Source organism: Sediminicoccus rosea, from assembly GCF_033547095.1.
GTDB classification, from domain to species: Bacteria; Pseudomonadota; Alphaproteobacteria; order Acetobacterales; family Acetobacteraceae; genus Roseococcus; species Roseococcus rosea.
In genome coordinates, this window is the sequence record NZ_CP137852.1 from 1,337,888 (window position 1) to 1,351,939 (window position 14,052).

Annotated in this window: 14 protein-coding genes and 1 tRNA gene; 11 read left to right on the forward strand and 4 right to left on the reverse strand. The window is 72.2% G+C overall.

Going from position 1 to position 14,052, the window contains the following annotated elements; all coding sequences use genetic code 11:
* Positions 1 to 7: 7 nt before the first annotated feature.
* Positions 8 to 2,356, reverse strand: a complete 2,349-nt coding sequence (locus R9Z33_RS06400) for an AsmA family protein (protein WP_318650475.1) — start codon at positions 2,354 to 2,356, stop codon at positions 8 to 10.
* Entirely contained in the window at positions 2,353 to 3,339 is a 987-nt protein-coding gene (locus R9Z33_RS06405) for an RluA family pseudouridine synthase (protein ID WP_318650476.1), read from the reverse strand. Before R9Z33_RS06405 ends, R9Z33_RS06400 begins: the two co-directional genes overlap by 4 nt.
* A gap of 136 nt (positions 3,340 to 3,475) precedes the next feature.
* Between R9Z33_RS06405 and R9Z33_RS06410 the strand changes: the two genes are divergently transcribed.
* Positions 3,476 to 4,015: an OmpA family protein gene (locus R9Z33_RS06410; protein ID WP_318650477.1), complete on the forward strand. Its 540-nt coding sequence runs from the start codon at positions 3,476 to 3,478 to the stop codon at positions 4,013 to 4,015.
* 95 nt (positions 4,016 to 4,110) lie between these two features.
* Here the strand turns inward: R9Z33_RS06410 and R9Z33_RS06415 are convergent.
* Positions 4,111 to 4,185: transfer RNA gene (locus R9Z33_RS06415), tRNA-Thr, on the reverse strand.
* Between the two features lie 119 nt (positions 4,186 to 4,304).
* Between R9Z33_RS06415 and sppA the strand changes: the two genes are divergently transcribed.
* The 8 genes from sppA (at position 4,305) to R9Z33_RS06455 (ending at position 10,205) form a co-directional block, all read left to right on the forward strand.
* Positions 4,305 to 5,222 (forward strand): signal peptide peptidase SppA, encoded by a 918-nt coding sequence (gene sppA / locus R9Z33_RS06420; RefSeq protein WP_318650478.1) that lies wholly within the window; start codon positions 4,305 to 4,307, stop codon positions 5,220 to 5,222.
* A 71-nt stretch (positions 5,223 to 5,293) separates the two neighbouring features.
* Positions 5,294 to 5,596: an integration host factor subunit beta gene (ihfB, locus tag R9Z33_RS06425; protein ID WP_318650479.1), complete on the forward strand. Its 303-nt coding sequence runs from the start codon at positions 5,294 to 5,296 to the stop codon at positions 5,594 to 5,596.
* A complete protein-coding gene (locus R9Z33_RS06430) occupies positions 5,593 to 5,880 on the forward strand; it encodes a LapA family protein (RefSeq protein WP_318650480.1) in 288 nt (95 codons plus the stop codon). Before ihfB ends, R9Z33_RS06430 begins: the two co-directional genes overlap by 4 nt.
* Positions 5,881 to 5,895: 15 nt before the next feature.
* Entirely contained in the window at positions 5,896 to 6,609 is a 714-nt protein-coding gene (pyrF, locus tag R9Z33_RS06435; protein WP_318650481.1) for an orotidine-5'-phosphate decarboxylase, read from the forward strand.
* Positions 6,606 to 7,247: a phosphoribosylanthranilate isomerase gene (locus R9Z33_RS06440; protein WP_318650482.1), complete on the forward strand. Its 642-nt coding sequence runs from the start codon at positions 6,606 to 6,608 to the stop codon at positions 7,245 to 7,247. Before pyrF ends, R9Z33_RS06440 begins: the two co-directional genes overlap by 4 nt.
* A gap of 69 nt (positions 7,248 to 7,316) precedes the next feature.
* A complete protein-coding gene (gene trpB / locus R9Z33_RS06445; protein ID WP_318650483.1) occupies positions 7,317 to 8,561 on the forward strand; it encodes a tryptophan synthase subunit beta in 1,245 nt (414 codons plus the stop codon).
* Positions 8,558 to 9,373 (forward strand): tryptophan synthase subunit alpha, encoded by an 816-nt coding sequence (gene trpA / locus R9Z33_RS06450; RefSeq protein WP_318650484.1) that lies wholly within the window; start codon positions 8,558 to 8,560, stop codon positions 9,371 to 9,373. Before trpB ends, trpA begins: the two co-directional genes overlap by 4 nt.
* Before the next feature lie 40 nt (positions 9,374 to 9,413).
* Complete coding sequence (locus R9Z33_RS06455; RefSeq protein WP_318650485.1) at positions 9,414 to 10,205, forward strand: sulfite exporter TauE/SafE family protein; 792 nt, start codon at positions 9,414 to 9,416, stop codon at positions 10,203 to 10,205.
* Positions 10,206 to 10,210: 5 nt separating this feature from the next.
* Here the strand turns inward: R9Z33_RS06455 and serB are convergent, their stop codons facing one another.
* Positions 10,211 to 11,104 carry a phosphoserine phosphatase SerB gene (gene serB / locus R9Z33_RS06460; protein WP_318650486.1) on the reverse strand — a complete coding sequence of 298 codons (894 nt, stop codon included), beginning with the start codon at positions 11,102 to 11,104 and terminating at the stop codon, positions 10,211 to 10,213.
* Between the two features lie 29 nt (positions 11,105 to 11,133).
* On the opposite strand from serB, the gene miaA reads away from it, so the two are divergent.
* Together miaA and R9Z33_RS06470 are read left to right on the forward strand one after the other, a co-directional pair.
* Complete coding sequence (miaA, locus tag R9Z33_RS06465) at positions 11,134 to 12,075, forward strand: tRNA (adenosine(37)-N6)-dimethylallyltransferase MiaA (protein WP_318650487.1); 942 nt, start codon at positions 11,134 to 11,136, stop codon at positions 12,073 to 12,075.
* A 51-nt stretch (positions 12,076 to 12,126) separates the two neighbouring features.
* Positions 12,127 to 13,926, forward strand: coding sequence for an acetolactate synthase 3 large subunit (locus R9Z33_RS06470; RefSeq protein WP_318650488.1), 1,800 nt, complete (start codon positions 12,127 to 12,129; stop codon positions 13,924 to 13,926).
* Positions 13,927 to 14,052 lie beyond the last annotated feature (126 nt).

A 14,052-nucleotide genomic window follows, 5' to 3' on the forward strand; every position in this document is an offset into this window, starting at 1 on the left:
TGGCGGATCAGCGACCCAGCAATCCCCTGAGCAGGTTGTTGATCGAGGGCTGCGACTGACCGGGCGGAACGGGTGCCCCCTGCGGCACCGGACCTTCCCGGCCCCCCCGCGCGATGCGCAGCGCCCCCGCGCAATCCGGCATGGCCGCCCCCCCGGCCCCCCCACCGGACCCTCCACTGGGCGCACCGAGCAGACTGCCCACCGCCCCCTCGGTCAGGGCAGCGAGCTCCAGGCGCGGCGCCGCCAACGTTCCCCCGAGCGGGATCGGCGCCCGCACCCTTACCCCGGCCAGCCGCAAATCCCCCTGCATGCGGATGGCCAGCGTCTCGTCGCGCAGACTCATCCCCCCCTCGCCGGCGAGACGCCCCGCGGCCCCATCCAGATGGAAGGCGCTGAAGCGCACAAGGCCGCGGTCTGCCTCCCCCCGCAGGGCCAGGCAGTTCACCGGAACGCCACCCGCGAAGCCCGGGATCTGTGCCATCACCTGCGCCGGCCCGCCGCTCAGGCGCCCCTCGACCACCGCCAGCCCGAAATGCCCCGTCGCGCTCGCTGCCACGGCCCGCCAGGTCGCGCCTTCGCCGCGCAGGTTCAGGTCGAGATCGGTGCGGCCGGTCAGCGGCCCCGAGAGCCCGAAGGCCCCGAGCAGCGCCGTGGGGTCGAGCCCCTGGCCGCCGCCGCGGATCTGCACGGCCGGCGCGGCGCCCGTGGCATCGGCCGCCAGCGCGACCGCGAGGCGCCCACCGGGGAGCGTGGCCGCGAAGGGCTCCAGCCGCGCGCGCGCGCCGGCGTTCACCAGCCGGCCTTCCACCTGGCGCAGCGTCAGCTCGCGCTCGATCACCTCGCCCAGGGTGAAGCTCACATCCGCATCGAACAGGCGCAGCGCCGCAAGATCGAGCGGCGTGTCGGGGATGACGCGGCCCGCGGCGGCCGGCGCGGGCGTCGGTGGCACGGCGGCGGGTGGTGCCGCCACCGCTTGAGGCGGCGGCGGCAGGCGCAGCGCGTTCAGATCCATCCGGGTCGACGTGACCCGCCCGCTGACGGTGGGGCGTGGCGCCCAGCGCCATTCCAGCGCCCCCGCCAGATCCCCGGCCGAGGAGGCCAGCGCGAATTCACCGAGCCGCACGCCCTCGCCGAACATCGGCCCCAGCGCCGTGAAGGCGGCACTGAGGCTGGCGTCGCGCAGCGGCGGCAGGGGACGCCCGGCCAGGGCCGAGAGTCGCGCCAATTCGGGCGCCGTGGCGGTGAGGCGGAGCGCGCCGGGCCATTCGCCAGCCAGGCTGGCCGTGGCGCCGCCAGCCGAGAGCCACAGCGCCAGCGGCGCCGGCGTGCCGGCGGCCAGGGCCATCGGCCGGGTTTCCGCGGTGAGCCTCACCGCTTCGCCCCGCAGCTGCCCATTCGCCTCCAGGGTGAGGGGCGCCTCCTGGCCCGTCTGGATGAAGCGCGCGTTGGTCAGCGTGAAGCCGCCGACCTCGCCGCCCGTCGCCTCCCCATCCAGGCCCGCCAGGCGCGCCACGCCGCCCGTCACTTCGGCCGCCGCGCGCAGCGTGATGCCGGTCAGCGCCGGCAGGGGGCGCCTCGCCAGCGGGGCCAGCGCATCGAGGCGGGGAATGTCCGCACGAAGCGCGGTACGCCAGTCGCCCTGCGTCTGCTGCCCCTCCGCGGTCAGCCGCAGGAAAGGGAGCGCGGCGGTCAGTTGGAAGGGCCAGGGCGCCGGGCCGTTCCACGCGGCCGGCGCGCCGAGCCGTCCCTCGATCCGCGCCTCGGTGCCGCGCGTGGCGAGCCTGGCGGTGAGGTCCAGCTGCGATGCAGGCCCGCTGCCGGTCAGGCGCAGCTCGGGCAGGTGCAGCGTCTCGCCGCCCGCCGTCACCCGCCAGTCGCGCAGGGTGACGGCGCGCAGGTCCAGCTCCATCGGTCGGCCCGGCGGGTCCTGGGGGGCCGCCTGGGAGGCGGGCGCAGGCGGCGCCGCCTCGGGTGCCGCGGGCCGGGCGAAGCGCCAATTCTCGCGCTCCAGCAGCAGCCGCCCGCCTTCGAGGCGCAGATGCGCCAGCTCGATCCGGCCCGAGAGCAGCGGCAGCAGGGCGAGGCTGAGCTCAGCCTCGGCGATGCGCAGCATCTCGGGCGCGCTGCCGCCCGGCACATTGGCCAGGACCAGCCCCTCGGCGGCGAGGGTGGGGGAGAGGGCGGGCGTCAGGTGCAGCCGGCCCTCGATGCGGAACTCGCGCCCCGTGGCGCGCTGCACCGCCTCGACCACGCGGGGGCGAAAGGCGTCGGCATCGAAGAAGAGAAGGAACCCCGCCACCACCAGCAGCGGCAGCAGGAGGAGGATGCCAAGCCCGACGGCGAGCGCGCGTTTCATCGGTTGCGGCGGGGTGGGCGGGCGGCCGGGTTGTCGAAGCCGAAGAAGCGCATGGTTTCCTCGAAATGCGGTGGCGGGGCGGCCATGACCTCCAGCCACCCGCCCTCGGGATGTGGCAGCCGGAGCGCGCGGGCATGCAGGTGCAAACTGCCGGAGAGCCCCTCCAGATGCGCGGCCTGGCCGCCATATTTGCCGTCGCCCAGGATGGGGGTCTTCAGCGCCTCGGCGCAGTGGACGCGCAACTGGTGCGTGCGGCCGGTCTGCGGGCGCAGCTCCAGGAAGGCGGCGCGGTGCTTGGCCGCCTCCAGCACCTGGTAGTCGGTGACGGCGCGCATGCCGGCCTCGCCCTTCTCGGCCGGCGCGGTGCGCTCGCCGCCGCGGCCCGCCGCCTGCGCGCCCACGAGCCGCGCGAGCGGCATGGTGATGCGGCCGAGCGCGATCTGCGGCTCACCCACCACCACGGCCCAATAGGTCTTCTCCATGTCGCGCCCGCGGAAGGCCTTGGCGAGATGCGCGGCGGCTGAGACGGTGCGCGCCACGACCAGCACGCCCGAGGTGTCACGGTCCAGGCGGTGAACGAGGCGGGGCTTCTCGCCGTCTTCGGCGAAGGCCTCCAGCATGCCATCCACATGCTTCTTGATCCCCGGGCCGCCCTGCACGGCGAGGCCGGGCGGCTTGTTCAGCACGATCAGGCTGTCATCGCGGTAGAGCACCATGGCGTGCATCTCCGCCACCGCCGCCTCCGAGAGGGGGCGCGGCTCGGCCTTGGGGGCGGGCGCCGTCGGCATGGGCGGCACGCGCAGCTCCTGGCCGGCCAGCAGGCGCGTATTCGCCTCGGCCCGCTTGCCGTCCACGCGGATCTGCCCGGTGCGGAGCATCTTCTGCAGCGCCCCCTGGGTGAGGGCCGGGAAGCGGCGCTTCAGCCAGCGGTCGAGGCGGGTGTCGTCTTCCGCCGGGGGGACTTTGAGCGTGGTGATGGACATGCGCGCCCTCTAGCAGATTTCGGGCGGCAAGGCGTGTCCGGCGCGGAGGGCTGCCGCGCATGGAACGCGGCTTGCATCGGCGGCGGGACCGGTTCCATGCTCCCAACAAACATGGAAGGCAAAAAGGAGAAGCACCATGCAACGCCGTTTTCTCGTCACCGCCCTGCCCGCCGTCCTGGCCGCCCCGCTGCTCGCGGGCTGCGTCTCGGAGCAGCGCTACAACCAGCTGCAGGCCGCCTACGACCAGCTCCAGGCGCGCTACAACGCCGATGAGGCGACCATCCAGCTGCTGGAAGGCCGGCTGAAGGTGACCATGAGCGACCGCATCCTCTTCTCCTCGGGCGGCTATCACATCGATCGCCGCGCCCAGGAGGCGCTGGGCAAGATGATCCCGACGCTGCAGGGGCTGCAGAACACGCGCATCATCGTCGAGGGCTACACCGACACGACGCCGGTCGGGCCTGAGCTGCGCCGCCAGGGCATCAGCACCAATCTCGACCTCTCCTCGCGCCGCGCCGACACGGTGGCGGACAGCCTGATCCGCCAGGGCGCGCCGCGGAACCTCGTCTCGGCCGATGGTCGTGGCGAAGCGAACCCGATCGCCAGCAACGACACGCCGGCCGGGCGCGCGCAGAACCGCCGCATCGAGATCACGCTGGTCGGCCCCGGGACCTGATCCGGACGCAACGCGCGGCGGCCGCCTCCGGAAGGGGGCGGCCGTTCGCATGTCCGGACTCCGGCTTGGTGTGAGATGTCTGGATCGTGGGGGAATGGTGCCGACTCGGGGAATCGAACCCCGGACCTACTGATTACGAATCAGTTGCTCTACCCCTGAGCTAAGTCGGCGCCCTTGGTGGCGCGGTCCATAGCGCCAGCCGCGCCGCCTGTCCATCGCCCCTGTCCCGTCTTCGCAGCCGGCATGCGTCACCCTATGTCAGGGCCAACCCTGACGGATGCAGCACCCCATGGCCCTCGAGCCCGATCTCCTTCTCGACCGGCGCCGCCTGAAACGGCAGCTCGGCTTCTGGCGCGCCGCTCTCATCCTCGGCGCCGTGCTCGGCGGCGCGGCGCTGATGGCCGACGGCCTGCCGGAGAACCCCGCACTCGGCGGCGAGCACATCGCCCGCCTGCCCATCTCCGGCACGATCACCGACAATCGCGAGATGGTGCGCCTGATCGAGCGCGCCGGCCGGGATTCCCAGGTGCGCGCGCTGCTCGTCTCGATCGACAGCCCGGGCGGCACGGTGGCCGGCGGCGAGGCCTTCCACGCCGCGATCCGCGGCGTGCGCGCGGCCGGCAAGCCGGTCGTTGCCGTCATGGGCGGCACCGCCGCCTCGGCCGGCTACATGGTCGCCCTTCCCGCCGAGCGCATCTTCGCCCGCGAAGCGACGGTGACCGGCTCCATCGGCGTCATCCTGCAATCCTTCGAGGTGTCGGAACTGATGGAACGCCTCGGCCTGCGCACCGAGGCGCTGACCTCGGGCCCGCTGAAGGACCAGCCAAGCCCCTTCCGCCCGCTGACCGAACAGGGTCGCGCCTCGCTCAACGCCGTCGTGCAGGACATGCAGAGCCAGTTCGTCGCCATGGTGGTGGCTGGCCGCAACATGCCGGAGGAGCGCGTGCGCGAGATCGCCGATGGCCGCGTCATGACCGGCCGCCAGGCCGTGGCGGCGGGCCTGGTGGACGCGATCGGCGGCGAGGCCGAGGCGCGGCGCTGGCTCAGCGAGACGCATGGCCTGCCGGCCGACCTCCGCCTGCGCGACCTCGACCCGCGCGGGACGGCGGAACGGGTGCTCTCCATGGCCTCGACGCGGCTCTGGGAAGGGGGCGTGGCGGTGCTGCGCGCGCAGGGATGGTGGCCCGGGCATGTTCTTCCCCGGTGAGACGGCACTCAACCCTTGCCAAAGCCTCCAACTCGGCCTGCTATACGAGACGCCCAAGACCTGAGGGATCCATGACCAAGAGCGAACTGATCGCGCATCTCGCCATGCAGCACCCTCATCTGCGCCTGCCGGACGTGGAGGCCGTGGTCAGCACGATCTTCGAGGAGGTGAGCTCCGCCCTCGCGCGCGGGGACCGGGTGGAGTTGCGCGGCTTCGGCGCCTTCACCACGCGGCGGCGCGACCCGCGCCAGGGCCGCAACCCCCGCACGGGCGAGGCGGTGGCGGTGGCCGGCAAGGGCATGCCGCATTTCCGGCCCGGCAAGGAATTGCGCGCGCGCGTGAATGGCGGGCAGGACCCCGGCGAGGCGGGGTGATCACCTATCTGCTGCCGGCGCTGCTTGCCGCGGCGCTGGCCTTTTTCGCCCTGGCCAATCCGCACCCCGTCGCCGTCACCATCTGGCCTGAGGGCTGGGTCCTGGAGATCCCGCTCTGGCAGGCCATCCTGGCACCCTGCCTCGTCACCTTCCTGGCGGGCGCCGTCACCGTCTGGCTGGCCCATCTGCCGGCGCGGCGCAGCGCGGCGCAGCTTCGCCAGGCGGCCGCCCTGCTTGACGCGGAACTCGCCAGCCGCGATCCCAGGCCCGCCAAGCCGCGCTGAGGATGTTTTCGAGTCATGCTGCACCGCCCGACTGGCCCCAAGGGCCGGCTGATCGTCGCCCTGGACACGCCCCGCCTGGACCAGGCGGAGGCGCTGGCCGGACAGGTGGCGCCCTCGGCCGGGCTGGTGAAGCTGGGGCTGGAGCTGTTCTGCGCTGCCGGCCCGCCCGCACTGGCGCGCCTCGCCGCCCATGCGCCGGTGTTCCTCGACCTCAAGCTGCATGACATCCCGAACACGGTGGCCGGCGCGGTTGGCTCGCTGGCCCCGCTCGGCGCCTCGATGCTCACCCTGCATGCGGGCGGTGGGCCGGCCATGATCACGGCCGCGCGCAAGGCGGCCGAGGCCGCCGGGCCCGCGCGCCCCATCCTGCTGGCCGTGACCGTTCTGACCAGCATGGATGCCGAGCAGCTGGGCGCCGTCGGCGTCGCCGGCGGCCCGGCCCAGCAGGTGCTGCGCCTCGCGCGCATGGCGATGGCAGCGGGCGCCGATGGCCTGGTCTGCTCGCCGCGCGAGGTCTCGCTCATCCGCGACGCGCTCGGTGAGGCGCCGATGCTGGTGGTGCCCGGCATCCGTCCCGTCGGCAGCGCGGCGGGTGACCAGGCGCGCATCGCGACACCCGAGGATGCGGTGGCGGCCGGGGCCGACTGGATCGTCGTCGGCCGGCCCATCACCGAGGCCGCCAGCCCCGCCGCCGCCGCCGCCGCCATCACGGCGAGCCTCGGCCGGTGAGCATCGCGGTCAAGATCTGCGGCGTGAACAGCCCCGAGGCGCTGGCCTGGGCGGCCGAGGCGGGCGCGGATTTCGTGGGCTTCGTCTTCTTCCCGCCCTCGCCCCGCGCGGTGACGCCGGAGCAGGCGGGCGCCATTTCGGCCAGCCTCGCGGGCGGCCCGCGCCGCGTCGGCCTCTTCGTGGACCCGGGCGACGCACTGGTGGAAGCCGCGCTCGCCGCCGCGCCGCTCGACGTGATCCAGCTGCATGGCGAAGAGACGCCCGCCCGCGTGGGCGAGATCCGCGCCCGCTTCGGCGTGCCCGTGATGAAGGCGCTCGGCATCGCGACCGAGGCCGATCTCGCGCAGGTCGCGGAATATGCGCCCGTCGCGGATCGCCTGCTGCTGGACGCCAAGCCGCCGCCCGATGCGGTGCTGCCCGGCGGCAATGCCGCGCCCTTCGAATGGCGGCTGGCGCGCCTCGCCGCGATCCCGAAGCCCTGGCTGCTGGCCGGTGGCCTCACCCCCGCCAATGTGGCCGAGGCCATCGCGGCCAGCGGCGCGCCGGGGGTGGATGTCTCCTCCGGGGTCGAGCGCGCGCGCGGCGTGAAGGACAGGGGCCTGATCCGTGCCTTCATCCAGGCGGCCCGCGGCGGCTGAGCAGGGGTTGGGAAAAGCCGAGGGCTTCTATATGACAACCTGTCACCGTCAGCCCCCGGGAATGTCCAGTTGAACCAGCTCCTCAAGCCCAACACCTTCAAGAGCGGCCCGGACTCCGCCGGCCGCTTCGGCGGCTTTGGCGGCCGCTACGTCGCCGAGACGCTGATGCCCCTGATCCTCGAGGTCGAGGCGGCCTATGCCAAGGCCAAGGCGGACCCGAGCTTCGATGCCGAGTGGCGCCGCCTGCTGAAGGACTATGTGGGCCGCCCGAGCCCACTCTGGTACGCTGAGCGCGTGACCGAGCATTGCCGCGCCCAGGCCGAGCCGGGGAAGGGCGCGAAGGTCTATTTCAAGCGCGATGAGTTGAACCACACGGGCGCGCACAAGATCAACGCGGTGCTCGGCCAGATCCTGCTGGCGAAGCGCATGGGCAAGAAGCGCATCATCGCCGAGACGGGCGCCGGCCAGCATGGTGTCGCGACGGCGACCGCCTGCGCGCTGTTCAACCTGCCCTGCACCGTCTTCATGGGTGCGACCGATGTCGAGCGGCAGCAGCCCAACGTCTTCCGCATGAAGCTGCTGGGGGCCGAGGTCGTTGCCGTCACCTCGGGTGCGGCGACGCTGAAGGACGCGATGAACGAGGCGCTGCGCCACTGGGTCGCAAATGTCGAGGACACCTACTACTGCATTGGCACCGTGGCCGGCCCGCACCCCTATCCGATGATGGTGCGCGACTTCCAGTCGGTGATCGGCGAGGAGACCCGGGTGCAGATGCAGGAGGCCGAGGGCCGCCTGCCGGACCTGCTGGTGGCGGCGATCGGCGGAGGCTCCAACGCCATGGGCCTCTTCTATCCCTTCCTGGACGACCCCAGTGTGCAGATGCACGGCGTGGAGGCCGGCGGCCACGGCATCGAGACGGTCACCGGCCATGCGGCGAGCCTGACGGGCGGCCGCCCCGGCGTGCTGCACGGCAACCGCACCTACCTGCTGCAGGATGAGTTCGGCCAGATCCTGGAAGGCCATTCGATCAGCGCGGGCCTCGACTATCCCGGCGTTGGTCCCGAGCATTCCTGGCTGCATGAGCTGGGCCGCGTGCAATACGTGAACGCAACCGACAAGGAGGCGCTGGACGCCTTCCAGCTCTGCTCCAGACTCGAGGGCATCATCCCCGCGCTGGAGCCCGCGCATGCGCTCGCCCATGTGCTGAAGGTGGCGCCGACGCTCCCGGCCGAGACGCTGATCGTAATGAACATGTGCGGCCGCGGCGACAAGGACATCTTCACCGTCGCCGGCCATCTCGGAGTCAAGTTGTGAGCCGCATTGCTGCCAAGTTCGCCGCGCTGAAGGCCGAGGGCCGTGGCGCGCTCATCCCCTTCCTCGAGGCCTATGACCCGGATCCGGCGACCAGCATGGCCATCCTGCGCGGCATGCCGGGCGCGGGGGCCGACCTGATCGAGATCGGCGTCCCCTTCACCGACCCGATGGCCGATGGCCCGATCATCCAGCTGGCCGGCCAGCGCGGGCTGAAGGCCGGCGCCACGCTGGCCGGCACCCTCGCCATGGTGCGCGACTTCCGCGCCGAGGACGACGCGACGCCCGTGATCCTCATGGGCTATCTCAACCCCATCCTCTCCTATGGTGCGGATCGCTTCGTGACCGACGCGGCGGCAAGCGGCGTGGATGGCCTGATCGTCGTGGACATGCCGCCCGAGGAGGCCGAGGTGCTGGCCCCCGCCGCGCAGGCCGCGGGGATGGACATCATCCGCCTCGTCGCGCCCACCACGGATGACGCGCGGCTGCCGCTGGTGCTGAACGCCTCCTCCGGCTTCGTCTACTACGTCGCGATCACCGGCATCACGGGCACGCGCAGCGCGGACCCCGAGGCGCTGCGCGCCGCCATCCCGCGCATCCGCGCTCATACGGACCTGCCCATCGCCATCGGCTTCGGTGTGCGCACGCCGGAGCAGGCGGGCTTCGCGGCCAAGGTCGCCGATGGCGCGGTGGTGGCCAGCGCCCTGATCGACACGCTGGCCAAGTCGCTCGACGAGCAGGGCCGCGCCAGGCCGGACAGCGTCCGCAAGGTGCTGGACCAGGTGCGCGCGCTGGCCGCGGCGGTCCGGGGCTGAGCATGGCCCGGGCGGCCCCCCATCCGATCGGGGGGGCGCCTTGGAACTGACCCTGCTGAGCCTGCTGGCCTTGTTGCTGGCGGGCGCCGGAGTCGGCCTCGCCGGGGGGCTGCTTGGCATTGGTGGCGGCGTCATCGCGGTGCCGGCGCTGCTGGAAATCCTGTCGCATCTGCCGGTGGCGCAAAGGCTGCCTCTGGCCATCGGCACGGCGCAGGCGGTGATCCTGCTCTCAGCCGTCACGGCGGTCAGGGCCCACGCCCGGGCGGGCAGCGTGGATGCCGGTCTCCTGCGGGCCTGGCTGCCGGCGATGATCCTGGGCGGGCTGCTCGGGGTGGTCGTCGCACCCTTTGCGCCGCCGGCGATCTCCCTCCTGGTCTTCGCGGCGATCGCCGCGGCACTCGGCTCCACCTTGCTGTTCGAGTTGCGCCGTGGCGGGGGCCTGCCGACCCCGCCCGTGGGCTGGCTGCCGCCCGGCGTGATCGGGCTGGCCTCGGCCGCGCTCGGGGTGGGGGCGGGGACCCTGAGCGGGCCGGTACTGGGCGTCTTTGGCGTCGGGCTGCACAGGGCCGTGGGGGTGGGGGCGGTGTTCAACCTCGCCATCGCCGCGCCGGCCACGCTGGCCGCGCTCACGGGCGGCCCCTGGTCCCTCGCGGCGCTGGGGCAGGTCAGCCTGCCGGGCCTCGTGCTGCTGGCCGCGCCCGCCATGCTGGTGGCGCCCGCGGCGGCGCGGTTGAGCCGGCGCCTGCCGCAGCGCGCGCTCGCCTGGGTCTTTGGGCTTTGCCTTTACGCCATCGCGGCCCGCGTGGCGTGGCGGGCGCTGGCTGGCGGCTGAGGGAGCTACCCGGCCACGAACTCGCTGGCCTTGTAGCCCTGCGCGAACAACAGGCCCCGCAGATCGCCATGCTCGATACGGTGCCGCGCCGCCGCCGCCACGCTGGGCTTGGCGCGATAGGCCACGCCCAGGCCGGCGGCCTGGATCATCGCGAGATCATTCGCGCCATCGCCGATCGTGGCGGCCTCGCTCAGCGCCAGGCCATGCGCGGCGGCGAGGCGCTTCAGCGTGGCGAGCTTGGCATCGCGGTCCAGGATCGGCTGGCCCACCGCGCCGGTGAGCTTGCCGCCATCGAGCAAAAGCGTATTGGCGTGGTGCTCATGAAACCCCACCAGCTCCGCCACGCGGCCCGTGAAGAAGGTGAAGCCGCCCGAGACCAGGGCGGTGCGCGCACCATGGTGGCGCATGGTCGCCACCAGTTCGCGCGCGCCAGGCATGAGTTCGGTGGCCTTCCAGGTTTCCTCCAGCGCGGAGGCGTCGAGGCCCTTGAGCATGCCGACGCGCTCGGTCAGCGCCTGCCTGAAATCCAACTCGCCATTCATCGAGCGCGCGGTGATCTCGGCGATCTTCTCCTTGAGACCGGCGAAGGCGGCGATCTCGTCCAGCGTCTCGGTGGTGACGATCGTGCTGTCCATGTCGGCCAGCAGCAGCTTCTTGCGGCGCCCCGCGCGGGGCTGGGCGATGAGGTCAAGCGCGCCGTCGCCCAGCGCGCCGCGCACGGCGGCGATGGCCTGTTCGGCGGCGAGCGCGGTGAAGGGCAGGTCCGCCGCCTCGCCCTCGGCGAGCCATTCGGCGGCGTCGCAATCGGCGCCGAGCGCGGTCAGTGCCGCGCGGGCGGCGTTGAGATGGGCGGGCGCGAGCGCACCGGGCGGGGCGATCAGGGTCAGGACATGCGGCATGGCGGCCGGACCATGCCGGGGGCGCGCGCATGACGCAACCGCGCGCGTTGATCATTGCGGGCCCCACGGCCTCCGGCAAATCCGCCCTGGCGCTGGAACTGGCCGAACGCTTCGGCGGCACCGTCATCAACGCCGACGCCATGCAATGCTATCGCGAGCTGCGCATCGTCACCGCCCGCCCGCCGCCGGAGGATGAGGCCCGCGCGCCGCACGCGCTCTACGGTGTGCTGCCCGCGGCCGAGACGGGCTCCGTCGCCTGGTGGCGCGAAGCGGCGCTGGCCGAGATGGCGAAGGCGCGCCTGCCCATCCTATGCGGCGGCACGGGGATGTATCTGCGCGCCCTCACCCAGGGACTTTCCATCCTGCCCGAGGTGCCCGCCGGAGCGCGGGAGGAAGCCCGCGCCCGGCTGGCGGACCTGGGTCCCGAGCGGCTGCACGCGACGCTCCATCCGGAGGATGCGGCGAAGCTGCGCCCTTCCGATAGCCAGCGCCTGGCCCGCGCGCTGGAGGTGTTTCTCGCCACCGGCCAGAGCCTCACCGCCTGGCAGCGCGAGGCGCCGCGGCTGCCGCCCGCGCCCTATGATTTCCGCGCCATCCTGCTCACGCCGCCGCGCGAGCAGCTGCACCCCGCCATCATCACGCGCTGGGGCCTGATGCGCGCGCAGGGGGCGCTGCGCGAGGTGGGGGCACTGGTGGAGCAGGGCCTCGATGCCAGCCTGCCCGCCATGCGGGCGCATGGCGTGCCCGAGCTCGCCGCCGAATGGCGCGGCGAGATCAGTGCGGCCGAGGCCGACCGCCGCGCCATCGCCGGCACCTGGACCTATACGCGCCGGCAAGCGACGTGGTTTCGCCACCAGGAGCTGGTCGCCCCCACGGCGATGCATAGGATCAATGCGCGAATTGCGGGTCTGGCGCAATTTTCAGAAAGAATTTCGCCCGAAATCTTCGCATTTCTTCAATCGGACGGTTGACGCCTCGCGGCATGGCCCCTAAGCCTCGCCTGCCAGAACACGAGGTCCACCATGTCCATCACCGCAGCTCCCGCCGCCGACACCGCTTTGCAGAGCGGCGCCGAGGTCGTCCTTCGCGCGCTGAAGGACCAGGGCGTGGATGTCATCTTCGGTTATCCGGGCGGCGCCGTCCTGCCGATCTATGACGCGCTGTTCCAGCAGAATTCCATCCGCCACATCCTGGTGCGCCATGAGCAGGCGGCGGTGCACGCGGCCGAGGGCTATGCGCGCTCCACCGGCAAGGTGGGCGTGGTGCTCGTCACCTCCGGCCCCGGCGCCACCAACGCCGTGACCGGCCTGGTGGACGCGCTGATGGACAGCATCCCGGTGGTCTGCCTCACCGGCCAGGTGCCGACGCACCTGATCGGCAATGACGCCTTCCAGGAGGCCGACACCACGGGCATCACCCGCCCCGCCACCAAGCACAACTACCTGGTGAAGCGCAGCGAGGACCTCGCCCGCGTCATGCATGACGCCTTCTACGTGGCGAAGTCGGGCCGCCCGGGCCCGGTGGTGGTGGACCTGCCCAAGGACATCCTGATCAAGCCCGCCCCCTATGTGGACGCGCCGGCGCCGAGCGCGCCGCATCGCAGCTACCGTCCGGTGACGGCACCCGATCCCGCGCGCATCCAGGAAGCGGTGCGGATGCTGAAGCAGAGCCAGCGCCCGGTGATCTATGCCGGCGGCGGCGTGATCAATTCCGGCCCCGAGGCCTCGCGCCTGCTGCGCGAGTTCGTGCACCTGACGGGCATGCCCTGCACCAACACGCTGATGGGCCTCGGCGCCTTCCCGGCCACCGATCCGCAGTTCATCGGCATGCTGGGGATGCACGGCACCTACGAGGCGAACCTCACGATGCATGGCTGCGACGTGATGTTCAACATCGGCGCCCGCTTCGATGATCGCATCACCGGCCGCCTCGATGCCTTCAGCCCCGGCTCGAAGAAGATCCACGCCGACATCGACCCCTCCTCGATCAACAAGAACGTGAAGGTGGAGGTGCCGATCGTGGGCGATGCGGCGGCCGTGCTCGCCGCCATGATCGAATGCTGGAAGAGCGACCCGACGCCGGTCGCGAAGGAGGCGCAGCTCGGCTGGTGGCGCCAGATCGACGAATGGCGCAAGCGCGACTGCCTCGCCTATGTCCAGCAGGGGCCGATCATCAAGCCGCAGCACGCGGTGAAGCGCCTCTACGAGATCACGAAGGAGCTGGGCCGCGAGACCTTCATCTCGACCGAAGTGGGCCAGCACCAGATGTGGGCCGCGCAGTATTTCGGTTTCGACAAGCCGAACCGCTGGATGACCTCGGGCGGCCTCGGGACCATGGGCTACGGGCTGCCGGCCGCGATGGGCGTGCAGATCGCGCATCCCGATGCGCTCTGCATCGACATCGCGGGCGAGGCCTCGATCCTGATGAACATCCAGGAGATGGGCACGCTCGCGCAGTATCGCCTGCCGGTGAAGGTGTTCATCCTGAACAACGAGTACATGGGCATGGTGCGCCAGTGGCAGGAGCTGCTGCATGGCGGCCGCTACTCGGAATCCTACAGCGACGCGCTGCCCGATTTCGTGAAGCTGGCCGAGGCTTTCCACGCCCGCGGCCTGCGCGCCGAGACGAGCGACCAGCTGGATGACGTCATTCGGGAAATGATCGCCCATCCGGGCCCGGTCATCGCCGATATCTGCGTGGCGAAGGACGAAAACTGCTTCCCGATGATCCCCTCGGGCGCCGCGCACAACGACATGATCATGGGCCCAGGCCAGGAGGCCAATGCGGCGGCGGTCACCGACGCCGGAAAGGTGCTGGTCTGACGCCCTCAAACGCCGGGCGCGCGCTCCGCGCGCTTGGCTTCGCGCCACGGCGTTTGCGCCGGGTGTGATCTCAGTCTGGGCGCGGCGGCTGCCTTGCAGCCGCATCCTCCGAGCGAGGCGCCCGCA

Excerpts from the sequence above, each read along its gene's own strand:
- pyrF (WP_318650481.1), top strand. The coding sequence starts at position 5,896 with ATGCTGCACCGCCCGACTGGCCCCAAGGGCCGGCTGATCGTCGCCCTG.
- R9Z33_RS06470 (WP_318650488.1), top strand. The coding sequence starts at position 12,127 with ATGTCCATCACCGCAGCTCCCGCCGCCGACACCGCTTTGCAGAGCGGC.
- sppA (WP_318650478.1), top strand. The coding sequence starts at position 4,305 with ATGGCCCTCGAGCCCGATCTCCTTCTCGACCGGCGCCGCCTGAAACGG.
- R9Z33_RS06410 (WP_318650477.1), top strand. The coding sequence starts at position 3,476 with ATGCAACGCCGTTTTCTCGTCACCGCCCTGCCCGCCGTCCTGGCCGCC.
- R9Z33_RS06405 (WP_318650476.1), bottom strand. The coding sequence starts at position 3,339 with ATGTCCATCACCACGCTCAAAGTCCCCCCGGCGGAAGACGACACCCGC.
- R9Z33_RS06400 (WP_318650475.1), bottom strand. The coding sequence starts at position 2,356 with ATGAAACGCGCGCTCGCCGTCGGGCTTGGCATCCTCCTCCTGCTGCCG.
- ihfB (WP_318650479.1), top strand. The coding sequence starts at position 5,294 with ATGACCAAGAGCGAACTGATCGCGCATCTCGCCATGCAGCACCCTCAT.
- serB (WP_318650486.1), bottom strand. The coding sequence starts at position 11,104 with ATGCCGCATGTCCTGACCCTGATCGCCCCGCCCGGTGCGCTCGCGCCC.
- miaA (WP_318650487.1), top strand. The coding sequence starts at position 11,134 with ATGACGCAACCGCGCGCGTTGATCATTGCGGGCCCCACGGCCTCCGGC.